9 protein-coding genes are annotated in these 15,850 nt (G+C 41.5%); 4 read left to right on the forward strand and 5 right to left on the reverse strand.

Annotation, left to right across the window (positions count from 1 at the left end):
* The 4 genes from H5180_RS22610 to fabB form a co-directional block, all read right to left on the reverse strand.
* Positions 1-2,097 (reverse strand): FimV/HubP family polar landmark protein (locus H5180_RS22610; protein ID WP_310736519.1); only part of this gene is annotated, 2,097 nt, incomplete at its 3' end.
* Positions 2,098-2,416: 319 nt separating this feature from the next.
* Complete coding sequence (locus H5180_RS22615) at positions 2,417-3,433, reverse strand: aspartate-semialdehyde dehydrogenase (protein ID WP_182759181.1); 1,017 nt, start codon at positions 3,431-3,433, stop codon at positions 2,417-2,419.
* Positions 3,434-3,484: 51 nt separating this feature from the next.
* Entirely contained in the window at positions 3,485-4,603 is a 1,119-nt protein-coding gene (locus tag H5180_RS22620) for a 4-phosphoerythronate dehydrogenase (RefSeq protein WP_182759182.1), read from the reverse strand.
* Between the two features lie 109 nt (positions 4,604-4,712).
* A complete protein-coding gene (gene fabB / locus H5180_RS22625) occupies positions 4,713-5,924 on the reverse strand; it encodes a beta-ketoacyl-ACP synthase I (protein WP_145241506.1) in 1,212 nt (403 codons plus the stop codon).
* Between the two features lie 177 nt (positions 5,925-6,101).
* Between fabB and mnmC the strand changes: the two genes are divergently transcribed.
* From mnmC to H5180_RS22645, 4 genes are all read left to right on the forward strand, one after another.
* On the forward strand, positions 6,102-8,126 hold the full coding sequence (mnmC, locus tag H5180_RS22630) for a bifunctional tRNA (5-methylaminomethyl-2-thiouridine)(34)-methyltransferase MnmD/FAD-dependent 5-carboxymethylaminomethyl-2-thiouridine(34) oxidoreductase MnmC (protein ID WP_182759183.1): 2,025 nt from the start codon (positions 6,102-6,104) through the stop codon (positions 8,124-8,126).
* A gap of 295 nt (positions 8,127-8,421) precedes the next feature.
* Entirely contained in the window at positions 8,422-8,727 is a 306-nt protein-coding gene (locus H5180_RS22635; RefSeq protein ID WP_182759184.1) for a hypothetical protein, read from the forward strand.
* Positions 8,728-8,859: 132 nt separating this feature from the next.
* A complete protein-coding gene (locus tag H5180_RS22640; protein ID WP_145241513.1) occupies positions 8,860-9,711 on the forward strand; it encodes a transporter substrate-binding domain-containing protein in 852 nt (283 codons plus the stop codon).
* Positions 9,708-11,192, forward strand: a complete 1,485-nt coding sequence (locus tag H5180_RS22645) for a methyl-accepting chemotaxis protein (RefSeq protein ID WP_182759185.1) — start codon at positions 9,708-9,710, stop codon at positions 11,190-11,192. The genes H5180_RS22640 and H5180_RS22645 overlap by 4 nt, the downstream gene beginning before the upstream one ends.
* 50 nt (positions 11,193-11,242) lie before the next feature.
* On the opposite strand, the gene H5180_RS22650 is transcribed toward H5180_RS22645, so the two are convergent.
* The coding region (locus H5180_RS22650) for an Ig-like domain-containing protein (protein ID WP_182759186.1) at positions 11,243-15,850 on the reverse strand (4,608 nt) is incomplete at its 5' end.

The raw sequence follows: 15,850 nt of genomic DNA on the forward strand, positions 1-15,850 counted from the left end.
ACTGTCAATATCGTCTAAATCAAATTCGTCTTCTTCAGCCAACTCCGGCTCTGCAGTCGCTTTATCGCCAGTTTCATCAATTAGACTGTCAATATCGTCTAAATCAAATTCGTCTTCTTCAGCCAACTCCGGCTCTGCAGTCGCTTTATCGCCAGTTTCATCAATTAGACTGTCAATATCGTCTAAATCAAATTCGTCTTCTTCAGCCAGCTCCGGCTCTGCAGTCGCTTTATCGCCAGTTTCATCAATTAGACTGTCAATATCGTCTAAATCAAATTCGTCTTCTTCAGCCAGCTCCGGCTCTACCGTCGCTTTATCGCCAGCTTCATCAATTAGACTGTCAATATCGTCTAAATCAAATTCGTCTTCTTCAGCCAGCTCCGGCTCTGCAGTCGCTTTATCGCCAGCTTCATCAATTAGACTGTCAATATCGTCTAAATCAAATTCGTCTTCTTCAGCCAGCTCCGGCTCTGCAGTCGCTTTATCGCCAGCTTCATCAATAAGGCTGTCAATATCGTCTAGATCAAATTCGTCTTCTTCAGCCAGATTCGGCTCTGCAGTCGCTTTATCGCCAGCTTCATCAATAAGGCTGTCAATATCGTCTAAATCAAATTCGTCGTTATCGCCGTCATTCTTATCTGTCGGTTGATTACTGCTTTGTTCATCAATCAATGCATCAATATCAAAGTCATCATCTTCATCTGCTAACTCTTCACTGAGTGCTGCTAAGTCATCATCTGAGTCAAGCGAGTCATCTGATTCAGCAGTCGGTTCATCGTTGTCATTAGCAAATAAATCATCTAGATCTGATGCACTTAGAATATCGCCATCATTGTTGTCGGTTTTAATATCTAAATCAATGTCGTCGCCTAAGCTATCATCATCTGCTTGATCAAAATCTTGCTGCATGAAGATATCAAGTTCATCATCTTCTTCTTTAGCTTCGTCGCTTTCATCATCAAATACAATGTCGTCGCTCAGTAAACCATCTAGCTCGTCTTGATTTAATAAACTGTCACCATCTTCAAACGCATCATCAATATTGTCATCAAAAATAATATCGTCGTCATCAGGTAAAATATCGTTCTCAAGATCATCAAGCTGAATACTTACATCATCGTCTTCTTGAACTGGATCTGGAACAATGGGATCAAGAGATGGGCCTAAATCAAGCTCATCCTCGGCAGTATAACTGGGGCTTTGTGGTAAAAATTCGTCATCATCAGTGCTTTCATCTTCTTTGTTGTTACGTTTACGTAAAAACATCACGATTGCAAAGATGATCAATAACGCTGGAATTGTCATTAATAGAATGAGAACTAGTGGATTGGCTAATAGCCCAGCAAAGTCAAACTCACTAGTCTCTTCGAGCTTTTTTGCTTGTTGTTGCTCTATAATTTCGTTCTGTTTTGCAATCAATTCAGAAAGTTGGCGTTGAATTTCACTGTCTTTACCAAGTTGCTCACGAATATTTTCAAGCTCTTTAGACACACCAGTTAACTGTTGCTTTAATTTATTGTTTTCAACTAAAATTTCTTCGACATTATCAACTGACGACTTGAACTGCTTTTGTAATTCAACAAGCTGACTGCCCTGTTGGGTTTTAATGCTGTTGATTTCTTGTTTTAATTCTTGCTTAGCTTCATCAACATCCACTTTGCGTGCTTGAGTTACTTTGGTTTGTGAAGCAGTAATTTCGCTGTTCGTAAGCGTGCCATTTTTCTTTTTTTCCCATAGCTCATCATCTTGCTCTGAACGCTGTTTGGCAAGCTCCGGGCTTACTGCGCGGATATCAGCTAAGGTAGGGATTTTTAAATACGCACCATCGCGCATATGATTGAGATTTTGATCTAAAAATGATTGCGGATTTTTTTCATACAGAGCCTGCATAACTTGATAAATACTGACCGAGTTATCAGGTCGCACTTTTGCAGCAATACGCCATAGTGTATCGGTTGGCTTTATTGGCCCAATAGAACGCCCTTGAACGCCATAATCAACGCCTTTAGGCCCTTTAAGTTGGCTGCCGTCTTGGGAGTATATCGGTGTTACCACCAATGCAGACGCTAATAAGAGGAGTGTAGCTAAACCGCGCATGCTGATCCTTTAATGTTTAAATGTTAACGCAGCGCCATTAAATTAGACGCTTAAACATTGATTATTTCTTGCAGAAATAACGTACATAAATAAATAGTTAATTAAGTCTTTCCTGCAAGCTCTATTCCAGTTGCAAACTATAAACCAGTTGCGGCTTAATATCCATCGCAACACTTTGAAACGTAATAGCTTAAACTTTATTAGCCGGAAGAGTTTTTTATCGTTAAGATTAAGTTTATACGCTTTTAGCAGCTATGCGGCAATTATTTGGCAGTTAAAAAATAAAAAAGCGACAAACTGCCGCTTTTCTTGCTTTTAATTAAAGATAGTTCGCTATCAACTCTTCAGCTATTTGCACGCTGTTCGTTGCGGCCCCTTTACGGGTATTATCACTTACAACCCACATATTTAAACCATGCGGATGTGAGATATCTTGACGTAAGCGCCCTACATACACAATGTCATTACCACTTGCATCTGTAACCGGGGTTGGGTAATCCCCTTCGTCTTCTATAAGTTCAAGCCCTGGCGCGTCATTAAGTAATTGTTTTACATGTTCAAAGTCGTACGGCATACGTGTTTCAATGTTAATCGCTTCTGAGTGACCAAAAAATACCGGAACTCGTACACATGTCGGATTAACAGCAATTGTGGTATCACCCAGAATTTTATGGGTTTCGTTAACCATCTTCATTTCTTCACGGGTGTAACCGTTATCTTCAAAAACATCAATTTGTGGGATAACATTAAACGCCATCTGCTTTGGAAATATTTCGCTATCGACAGGGCGTGCATTCATTAAATTAGCAGTTTGTTTTGCAAGTTCATCAACCGCTTTTTTGCCTGCACCCGATACTGCTTGATAAGTAGATACATTAATACGATCGATGCCGTATGCATCATAAATAGGTTTTAATGCCACCATCATTTGAATAGTTGAGCAATTAGGATTAGCAATGATATTGCGATTTCTAAAATCAGCAAGGCTTGCTGCATTTACTTCTGGCACAACCAGTGGTATTTCAAAATCATTTCTAAAGTGCGAAGTGTTATCAATTACTACACATCCTGCATCAGCGGCAATAGGTGCGTATTTTTCTGACACACGGCCACCAGCAGAAAATAAACCAATATGCGCTTGGCTAAAGTCAAACCCTTCAACGTCCTGCACTTCAATAGTTTCACCACGAAACTTAATATCTTCACCAGCGCTGCGACTACTTGCCAATAAAAATAATTGATCAACAGGAAACTTACGATCTTCTAACGTTTCAATAATTTGGCGACCAACAAGACCTGTAGCGCCAAGTACGGCAACATTATATTTTTGTGACATGTGTATTCCTCGTTTAACAGCCGCCATTGTGGCCGCTGTTTAAATTTTAAGTTATTCGACTACGAAACCAAGCCCTTGCAGCAAAGGCGAATATGCGCCTGCACCTAGCACTTTGACTGTGCTAAATTCACGTCGAATGGGGTAGTTTTTACGTAAGCTATCAAACCCTTCACTTGCTAAGTTGCATCGCAAAATACCATCATCACGACGCACATCGTAAACCAGATGGATCAACTGACCTAAATCAGCTTCGCTAAAGGTTTCTTGTAATGTAACTTGGGTAAACGCGGGCACTGGTAAAAAATCAGCTAATGCTTTGCCTGTTTGCAAACCTTTAAGCTCGCACAACTTTTCATAGAGCATTTGCGTGCCACGTGCTTTACCCTCTAAGGTATGGCCTGCGATATGGACACTGGCATAACGCACAAACTCAAGCAATTCAGTTAATATAGAAGGTTCGTTTTCCCATACATCTAATACCACATCGAGCTTGGCACTACCGCGCATAATTTCCAGTAGAGCATGATTATCGACCACATCGCCGCGACTGGCATTAATCAAAATAGTGCCAGGTTTAAGCGCTGCTAAACGCGCTTTGTTCATTAAATGCAAGGTACTATGTTTACCGGTCGTTACTAACGGCACATGGAAAGTGACGATATCCGCTTTACTCAACAACTCATCAATATCTGTATGCTCGGCTAATTGTCCCGCTTCATGCTTAGGTGGATCGCATACTAATACAGTGACATTAAGCGCGGCTAATTTATCTCGCAAACAGCTACCAATACTGCCCACTCCGACAATCCCAATGGTTTTGTGTTCCAAGGTGCAGGCATTTTCTTGGCACAGTGCAAACAAGCTACTGATCACATATTCAGCCACAGCAACGGCATTACAACCAGGTGCGCTCGTAAATGCAATATCACGTTGTTTGAGTAAATCAGTATCAATATGATCAACGCCGATTGTCGCCGTACCTACGTAGCGTAATTTATTAGCATGTATTAACAGTGCTTCATTTACTGAGGTTACCGAGCGAGTTAATAATACATCAACATCAATGAGCTGTTCGCTTTGTAATGTACGACCATCAAAACGCGTTACTTCACCAAAATCAGCAAAATATTGCTCAACAAGTGGCATGTTTTGGTCTGCAAGAATTTTCATTAACAAGTCCAGTAAGCACTAAGAGCCGCTATTGTAACGAACATAGCCGACTTTGAAAACGAAAAAGCCGAGCAAGTTGCTCGGCTTTAATTGTAATTTGGCTTTTTAATTAGCCTTTATATTTACTCATCACTAACGTGGCGTTAGTACCACCAAAACCAAAACTGTTAGACATAACAGTATTTAGTTCAACGTCTTTACGCTCAGTGATAATGTTTAAGCCTGCAGCTTGTTCATCTAGCTCATCAATATTGATTGAAGGCGCAACAAAGCTATGCTCTAACATCAATAGTGAGAAAATAGCTTCATGCACACCAGCGGCGCCCAGTGCATGGCCTGTCATTGCTTTAGTCGCGCTGATCATCGGTGAATTACCACCAAATACTTCTTGAATTGCTCCTAACTCTTTTACATCACCTACTGGTGTAGATGTACCGTGAGTGTTAAGATAATCAATACTGTCAACGCCTTGCATTGCTTGACGCATACAACGTGCAGCACCTTCACCTGATGGTGCAACCATGTCATAGCCATCAGATGTTGCGCCATAGCCAACAACTTCAGCATAAATGTGTGCACCACGTGCAAGCGCATGTTCAAGTTCTTCAACAACAACAATACCGCCACCACCAGAGATAACAAATCCATCGCGGTTAGCATCATAAGTACGAGAGGCTTTTTCAGGTGTTTCATTATATTTGGTAGACAGTGCGCCCATTGCGTCAAATTCCATTGCCAATGTCCAGTGAAGCTCTTCACCGCCACCGGCAAAAACAACGTCTTGTTTGCCTAATTGGATTTGCTCAACTGCGTTACCAATACAGTGTGCAGATGTTGCACATGCTGAACTGATTGAGTAGTTAACACCTTTAATTTTAAATGGTGTTGCTAAGCATGCCGATGTTGTACTGGCCATGGTGCGCGGAACCATATAAGGACCTACACGTTTTACGCCTTTTTCACGTAAAATGTCAGCCGCTTCAACCTGCCATTTAGATGAACCACCACCGGAACCCACAATGATACCCGTGCGCTCATTTGATACTTGATCATCAGACAAACCAGAATCTGCAATTGCTTGTGCCATTGAAATATACGAATACGCAGCGGCATCGCCCATAAAGCGCATTGCTTTACGATCAACAAACTCTTTAACGTCAATATCAATTTTGCCGGATACGTTACTACGTAACTTATATTCAGCAAATTCTGGGTTAAAAGCGATTCCGCTCTTACCTGTTTTTAACGATTCTAATACTTCTTCTTTGTTGTTACCGATGCTTGATACAACACCGATGCCCGTAATAACGGCTCTTCTCATGGGTAATTACCTTAGCTTGATACTAAATTGTGTTCTATTTTACGCTGAAACTTACAACGAAGTGGTCAGCTTTCTAGCGTACACTTGTACTCTGAACCTCTAGCTTATAAATAACGCCAGACTATTTCAAAGAAAACACGTAAAATAATGAAAAAAAGTACTCATTAATTGCATGCCATGATTAAAAACGCTGAAATTCACTTTAATAACTTAGGTACACCCGTTGCAGACAACTTTAACGATGTCTACTTTTCGAACGATGATGGCCAAGCTGAGTCTGATTATGTGTTCTACCAGCAAAATAATATGCCTCATCGATTACAAAATCATGACCGTGCACATTTCGTTATCGCTGAAACTGGTTTTGGTACTGGGCTTAATTTTTTAAATACATGGCAACAATTTAAAAATAATCTAACCAGTAGGCAACATCATAGTCAAGAAGTTCACAACCCAGCACAACAAAATGTGCAGCGCTTACATTTTATGTCTTTTGAAAAGTATCCGATTAAAACAGACGATCTGCAAAAGGCATTGCAAGTATGGCCTAGTTTAACACCATTGAGTAAACAGTTACTTGCTAAGTACCCGATTAATTTGGCTGGTTGCCATCGTCTTGAATTTGACAATGGTCAAATTATACTCGATTTATATTTTGGCGATGTGCAAGAATCACTCGCAGCTATAAGCTACCCGCAAACAGGTATTATCGATGCGTGGTATCTAGATGGCTTTGCACCGAGTAAAAACCCAGAAATGTGGCAGCCAGCCTTATTTAATTCAATGGTGGATATTTCTCGTAGTAATGCCACGTTTGCAACCTTTACGGTTGCAGGTGTTGTACGTAGAGGTCTTGCTGATGCAGGGTTTGCGGTACAAAAAATCAAAGGTCATGGCAAAAAAAATGAAATGCTGATTGGTTCTTTAGCCCATGCTAACCAAGCACAATCGGCGCCACCTTATCTGGCTCATCAGCAAAGTTCACTTAAAAACGTTGCTGTCATTGGCGGAGGGATAGCCAGCAGCGCTATTTTATATAGCTTGGCGAAACGTGGGGTTAACAGCCAACTTTTTTGCCAAGATCCCCAACTCGCGATGGGCGCATCTCATAATGTACAAGGTGCGATTTATCCGCACTTACAAGCAAAAAACTCCCCGCACAGTGAGCTTTTTGCGCACAGTTTTTTATATGCGAAACGACTTTATCAGCAACTCACTGAGAATGGCTTTCACTATGATCATCAATGGTGCGGCGTATTACAACACGCGATCAAACAACCCTTAGTTGAGCGCCATCAAAATATTGAACATAAACAGCTGTGGCCAGATGAACTCATGCACGGCGTAACGCCTGAGCAAGGTGATGAAATTGCCGGTGTAAGTACAGGCTACTCTGGCGTATATTTCCCGTTAGGTGGATGGGTTAACCCACCACAATTAGTGAGCGCTCTGTTCCAACAAGCCCATAAACTCAAACCAATTAAAAGCCATTTTAATTGTGATATCGAACAGCTTGAGAAAACCCCGCAAGGCTGGCTGTTATTGAGCCAAGGGCAACAGTTTGGCCCATTTAGTGACGTTATTGTATGTGCTGGTGAGCACAGCGACCGTTTTGTACAAACTCAGGCTCTGCCAATTGTTGGCGTGCGTGGTCAAGTATCCCATGTACAAGCAAGTCCTGCATCACGTAAACTAAAAACCGTGCTATGTCATAAAGGCTACTTTACTCCTGCTTATTTAGACCATCACTGTATGGGCGCAACATTCGAGAAGAACTCAAAAAGCCGCGCAGTCAAAGACCAAGACAATCAAACAAATCGCGAGCAACTGCTTCACTTTTATGGACAAACCGACTTTGCCAGTAGTCTAGGTGAGATCACGGCAGCTAAAGCCGCTGTACGTTGTAGTTTTATTGATCACCTCCCTATGGCCGGAGAATGGCCGCAGCAAAGTGATTATATTCACGCGTTTGCCAATTTACGCGCAGGGAAACGCTATCAATATCAATCCTTACAAAAACCACAACAAGGACTACACATACTCACAGGCTTTGGGGCTCGTGGCTTATGCAGTGCGCCCCTGTGTGCAGAACAATTAGTTGCTGCACTTAACAATGAACCACAGCCTTTGAGTGAACGAGTAAGCCAAGCGATTCACCCAGCCCGCTTTATTGTAAGAGATTTAATTCGAAATAAAATTTAACTTAGTAAAAATAGCGTGTAGGAACCAGGGTCTGTTGATCTTTCAAGGTTAAATTTGCAGCAGTCTGTTTGGTATTTAGGCAAGGCAGAGCCTATGTGGTGTGGTTATTCCCCATAAATAGGCGATAACGCAGCATTAATGCCAAACAGGCGCTGCCCGAAGGGTTCTGCCTAGGGGCAATTAACTCTTTGTTGCTCGGCTTTTACTTAGCCCACTAGGTTACAAACCTCGCGCCGCGATTAAATTGCCCCTAGTTTAAACAAATATTAATCCGCAAAGGTCAACAGACCCTTATGTGATAAAAATAATAACACCACTGATGTTAGCAATAAGCCTAACCTCAGTGACTTGCGCTGCAAATTTAGACAGCGTTCCGCTACCAGCTGATTTTAAGTACTCATTACAAATTGCCGATGACTACCCACTGATACAAACTGGCTATGTTGCTCAGTCGATTACAAAAGTGAGTGCTTTTTATCAACAAGCTTTAGGTAAGTCTGAGCTTATTATCGGTGATAATAAACGCCGACGTTGTTTTATACCATCGACAAGAAAACCGTGCGGATCAGCTTATATGCTCGTGACTACCGAACCGAAATAGCGATTATGATCACGCAACCATAATCGCTTGACGGCGAACTGATCTGAATACGTATGCATAAAACAAACTGTTGAGCTTATAGCAAAAGCACCGTAGTTTATTATTAACACAATAATAACAACACGGTCTTTAATGCGCTATTTACTTTATATATTGATTCTCTGCGGCAGTAACTATTGCAACGCCGCAGCAATCAAATTACAAAGCTACTCAGGTGATACCTCCTTACCACACAAACTATTACTAACCGCATTAGCGAGGCAAAACCTTGCATATATACATCCTTACGAAAGTGATAAAGACATTTCAAATGCACGTATTTTAAATGATGTAAAAAATGGTCAGTTAGATGTGATGTGGAGCATGACTTCTGAGCAGCTTGAGCAAGACTATCAAGCAATTTATATCCCTTTATTTCGTGGTTTGTTGGGTATGCGCTTGGCGATGGTCACTCAACAAAATCAGCATATATTTAAACATGTAAACTCTATTAAAGACCTCTATCAATTTAGCGCCGGACAAGGCAAAACGTGGCCCGATACCGCTATACTCAAAGCGAATGGCTTAAAGGTGATCACTACCTTAAAATACCCTAATTTATTTCCGATGTTAGAAGGTAATCGCTTTGATTACTTTCCCCGTGGCGTAAACGAACCATGGGATGAAATAGCTAATAACAGTGAGTTAAACCTGACCGTTGATCCTTACATTTTACTAAAATATACCGCGCCGTTATATTTCTTTGTCGCTAAGGATAACCACACTCTCGCCAGCCAGCTTAATTCTGCGCTACAAGATATGATTGCCGATGGCACTTTTACCACCATGTTCTTTAACGACAGCCAAGTAAAAATGGTACTAGCTAAAGCTAACTTAGCAACACGAAAGGTGATCCCATTACAGAACCCTAGCCTGTCATCACGCACTCCACTATTACAACACGCACTGTGGTTTGATCCACTTAACGAGAGCAACACGCAATGAAATCATTACAAAGAAAAATAATCACAGCGCTTAGTATTTGTTTACTAGTCACTTTTAGCTTTGTAATTGGGGTAAACTACGTATTACTAAAAAATGATGAAACCAAACAATGGCATAAAAATGTTGATGCGATAAAGCAACAATTAACGGTTATTTTAGCCGAGCCAGTATTCTCATATGATAAACCCCTGATCGCGCAAATATTGCAGGCATTTGCTAAAAATCCAGATATTCAACAACTGCATGTTATTGATCATCGTGGTATCGAACTTGGTCGACTTGATAAACCCAGCAATACAACAAAGCAATTGCTCAAGCAGCAAATTGATCTAACATTCTCAGAACAACCAATTGGTACTATCCATATCAGCTTTAGCCAAGATGAATTAAACCATGGCATCAACAAAGCATTAAGTACCATGGTTATCACCCTTGCCATTTCATTTGCCTTGTTAGGCATTATTATTCTTAGCGTATGCCGCATACTGATCATCAAACCGATTATCAGTGTCAATCAATTGGTGGATGAACTTGCCCGTGGCTCTGGCGATTTAACTCAGCGAATAAACTATCAATCTACGGATGAAATTGGCCATTTAGTTGCGGGCTTTAACCGCTTTATTAATGAAGTGCAGCAAATAATCTCAAGCCTGGGGCAAACAGCTACCGAGCTTGAAGTGATTGCCGCAACAGTAAACGAAGCAACAGTGCGTTCAAAATATGAAGCCGAGCAAGAATATCAATTAACCGATGCGGCAACCTCCTCTCTGAGTCAATTAACCCAAGCGACTAAAGAAATTGCCCTTGGAGCGACGCAAACAGCGGATAAAACAATGCAAGTACAAGGACTTTGCCAAGACGGCGAGCTATCGATGAGTCATAACAGTAGTTTGATAAACGACCTTGAAAATCAATTAGATCACACATCAACGGTGGTAGAGCAACTTGATAGTCGCAGTAGTGAGATAAGCCAAGTTCTTGATGTGATTAAAAGTATCGCCGAACAAACCAACTTATTGGCGCTTAATGCAGCAATTGAAGCTGCACGTGCTGGAGAGTCTGGCCGAGGCTTTGCCGTAGTTGCTGATGAAGTTCGCGCACTTGCGAGTAAAACCTACCATTCCACATCAGAAATCGAAAATATCATTACTGCACTACAAACCAACGCCAGTGAATGTGTAGCCGCCACACAAAAAAGCAAACAAGTGAGTACCGACGTTACTAGCGCGAACGAGCAAAGCCAACGCGTTTTTCATAATATCGCTCAACAAGTTGATGAGATGAACTTAATGAATGAACGCATTGCAGCCAGTTCAGAAGAACAAACCTCGGTTACGCAAGGAGTATTAGCCACTATGGAAAAAATCAATCATGGCGCAAAGTCGCTTGCCCAAGAAGCGGATCATCTTGATAAGACAGTTAAGCAGCTCAATGATCTTGAAAAAGGCATTGTGGCTAAACTTGGGTTGTTTAAGTATTAAATGCAAAAACGGCTAGAAGGCTAGCCGTTTTATTTACGCTTTAATGACTCCTAAAATTGATATTGGAACCCTAGCGCCCATTCATTTACATCATTTTCTCTTAGCTTATAATGGCTATAGTTAATTGAAACATCTGTATTTTCAAGCACTGGATAAGCTAATTGCCCGCCAAAATAAGGGCGTGTATTGGTGTCACTATATGTAATTTTTTGCCCCGTAGATGAGCGGCTATCGATTGAATAATGATAATGGAAAGCCCCTACAAAAACCTTACTCTTAACTTGGCCCAACAGCGGGAATACATAAGCTGTTTGTATCGCAGGTCCTTGTGACAATACCGGCACGGTTTGTGATACATTCAATTGCGCATTACTTGGATCAAGCGTATCTCCAACAAAGGTCATACTACCTTCACCTAAGTTGATATAGCGTACGCCAAATTGCCAATTAGTCGCTAACGAATAAATCCCGCCTATTGACCAACTAATATCGGTATCATCGTATTCAGTATTCGCTAATTCGACTGATTGATCAGTTGTGGTGGAGCCTGCAACGGCCGCATAACCAATCGTGCCATCCATAGACCACTCACCAGCTAGTACAGGCTGACTGACTACCACAGCCGTAGCGAGTAAAGCCCATGGCGTCAGTTTTGATTGGCGACGTATAAAGACTAACCCAATCATTAACAACACCATGGTGCTGCCTAAACTACCTGATGAGCTATTTTTAACCGTGGTGGTTGTATAAGCTTTTACGGTCACTTTTACTTCTCCTTTTGCTTCAGCACCTTTACTGTCAGAAACTGTATACTCAATAAAATCAACACCTTCAAAACCTGCTTTGGGCTGGTAATTCAATGTGCCATCGTTATTTATAGTGACTGTGCCTTGCGTAGCTTGCGCGCTTATTAAACTAAGTGCGTCGCCATCCGCATCGCTATCATTGGAGAGCACATCAATAACTATTTGCGTGCGGTCATTGGTGCTTGCAGTATCACCAATAGTTGTTGGGGCACTGTTTACTACCACACTAACAGTCGCTGTACCAAAGGCTGTTCCACCTTTACCATCAGACACACTGTAGTTGATCGTTGCAGTACCAATAAAATCAAGTAATGGTTGATAACTAAGTTGATTATTAACGATTGCTACCTCACCAAAATCAACACTTGCACTGGTGAGCGTCAGTACATCATTATCTGCATCGCTATCATTACTAAGCACATCAATAACAATACTATTACCTAGTGCAATAGTTACTTGATCTGATTGTGTAACAGGCGCGCTGTTATTACTACTCATAACGCTAACGCCGCCTGGATCAACAATTTGACCATTCGCTATGCCATCAGCATCATTGATACCACCATCAGTTATGCGTAATTGTACACACCAGTCACCTTCTTTAAGCCCTTCTTGCCACAGCTGACTATTTGGTGAAGGGCAATACCCTTGCTCACCTTGAGTAGAATAGACCTTATCGCCGTTGCTGGTATTAAAGTCAATCCACTCATTATTGATAAGCTTTCTATAAATCGCCCCCGCTGGTATTGGCATTCTTTGCGGAAGCACTATGTGGTAGTTTTCACCTTTTTGCTCCATGGCGGTTACTATAAAGCTAAAGTAACCACCAGAGTTATCCATCCCAACATCTGCAGGCAATTCATTTTCAAACAATTGTGCTGCGCCACTGCTATTTTGTATGCTTGAGAATGCTTTTCTTAAACATGCTCCCGCATCCCCCTCGACAAGAAACTGCGCTGACTCATTTACTTGCTCAGGTAATACATTACATTCATTAATATTATCCAAATAATCAGGAATACCATCACGGTCATTATCTTGTAGACCTTCGATATTGTCTGGTATTAAGTCATTATCAGTATCGGCAGTTGTTAACTCAGGTAACTGAGCTACCACTTCAACATAACTGGTCACTGTAGTTGATAAGCTATCCACAGCGTCATCTGTTGCGGTTACTGCTATTTCATAAATACCAATATCGAGTTCAGCTGTAGAGAACACAAATGTATCAGCCGCATTACCTAGATCAACAATCCGTTCATCTGCTGCTTGCCAACTAAATGAAATATTATCTTCAGGGTTATTATCTGTTGCCAACGCTGTAATTGTTACGAGATCGTCACTTGCTAAAACAAATGGCCGAGGCTGATTATTTTGCTCCGTTATCGTAACTAAGCTTGGTGCTATATTACTCTCTGAAATAGTCATAATATTAGAGGCTTGCGCGCCAGTATTAAGGCTATCGTCAAGCGTTATAACAATTGTTTCATCCGCTTCAATCTCACTATCTACAAAGACTCTAAAGTTGATCTCACCAACGAGGCCTTGTTCAATAACCACTTCACCGCTGATTAAATCATGATCATCTGATGTTGCGGTTCCAGATACGCTGTAAGGTACAGTGACAGGATAACTTGCCGCTGGTCCATTCAAGTAAACCCGAGTGGTATAACTTTGATCCTCAGCAACAACTTTATTTTTACCTAGTGATATTTGCGGGTGAACCATTACTTGCTGGCTAGCAGTTGTGGTTTTACCATTACTGTCTATCGCTTGCCAATACACTTGATGTACGCCTGGCGTAAACAACATACTTTGATTGATAGTAGTAACTGGTAGAGGGTTTTGCTCGCTATCAAACGCAAGAGCTGTACCCAACTTAACTCGAGTAAACAATCCTGTTGCATCAACATTCACAGCAGCTGGAGGTGTAATGGTTGGTGCATCCGCTTGACTATCAGTAAAGTTAATATAAGCAAACCCTGTGCTTTGTGCTTGCGCTGGGTCGGCAATAATATACTCAACTTTAATAGTGCCTTGGGTACTTGCGCTAAATTGATAGACAAGCTGCTGGTCAACAATACTCACTGTACCCACTGACGCCCTAGCACCAATAATTGTTATTACATCACCATCAACATCAGTATCATTCGCCAATACATCAAGTATATAACGGCCGCTTTCAGTTCGCGCTAAGTCAAAGGTATCTTCCACAGCGACCGGTTGATCGTTTACTGACTCAACAGTAATTAACGCCGTAGCTATAGCTGAACTTGCTTTACCATCAGTCACTAAATAGCTAAAGGTGTCGCTACCATGATAATCAGCCTGTGGCTGATAACTAAATACCGTTCCTTGCACCGTTAAGCTACCAAACTGTGGTTGAGTGACCACTTCTATAACTAAATTGTCGTTATCACTGTCGCTAACCTGAGCACTAACACTGAGGTTATTATCTTCTTTAACGCGCATTACCATATCATTAGCAACAGGCGGCGCATTTACATACGTTACATCAATACTAAATGGGTTAAGCGTACTGCTTAACTGCCCATCGCTTACGCTGATCAAAATATTACTATATAGACCAACGTCATCTCGTGTCGGTATACCACTTAATGTACCACTTGTGCTATCAAACGTTGCCCAACTCGGCTTGTTCGCAATCGTCAATGATAAACTGGTATTATCAATATCTGACACAATTGGCGTAAATGAGTAACCTGTATCTTGCGCGATTGATGTTGCAGGTGAACCGCTGATTGTTGGTGCATCGTTAACATTCACTACTGTCAGTGTAAATGGGGTTAAACTTTGGCTTGCAATCCCATCCGTTACACTCACCGTGATGCCTGCATAACTTCCTACATCAGCATTGCTTGGTCTGCCTGATAGCTCCCCTGTGGTGGTATCAAAGTTCAACCAACTTGGTTTATTTTTAATACTGAAGCTGAGATTATCACCATCATTATCTGTCGCTGTTGGTACAAAGCTATATAAGTCATTTTCATTAACAGCTAAGCTTGGTACTCCAGTAATCACTGGCAAATCGTTAATACTATTAATCGTTACTGACACTGTGCTTGGTGCTGAATCAAGTAATCCATCATTCGCTATATAGCTAAACTGATCGTCACCAAAGTAATTTGCACTGCCTTGATAAGTAACTTGCTCACCTGAGATAGTCGCAGTGCCATGAGTTGGTTGACTAACGATTGTATAAGTTAATCTATCACCATCAACATCACTACCGAGTAAGTTCATAACGACTGGCATGTCTTCATCAGTAACGCCAGTTTGTAGACCCACAATTGGCGCGTCATTCACTGCGGTGATAACTAACGATACCGGGGTTGTTGTTGAATCTAACTGTCCATCATTAACAACAAAACTAAAGCCATCACTGCCGTTATAATTGGCGTTTGGCGTATATAACCAACTATCATTACTTTGCTGCACAAGCGAGCCATGTAATGCGCCTTCATCAAGACGATAGCTTAGATCATCGTTCTCAATATCTGAGCCAACCAAGGTGATCAAAACGCTATTATCTTCTGCAAGTATTAAGCTTTGCGGAATACCTAAAGGCGCATCATTGACTGGGTTTACAGTCATGGTGACAGTAGCAAGGTTAGATACCGCGCCATTGCTGTCTTTAACTGTGTAAGTAAAGCTGTCGTCACCAAAGTAATCTGCATTGGCGGTGTAAATGATTGCCCCCGTTGCGGTTACTTGAGTTTGCCCATTGCTTGGTGCACTGACAACCGTCACACTGCTCACATCTAAGCTGTCGCCGATATCAACATCACTGTCGTTACCCAATACGTTGACTTCAAATGAACCTTCTTCTTG

The organism is Pseudoalteromonas sp. SR41-4 (assembly GCF_014163985.1).
GTDB lineage: Bacteria > Pseudomonadota > Gammaproteobacteria > Enterobacterales > Alteromonadaceae > Pseudoalteromonas > Pseudoalteromonas rhizosphaerae.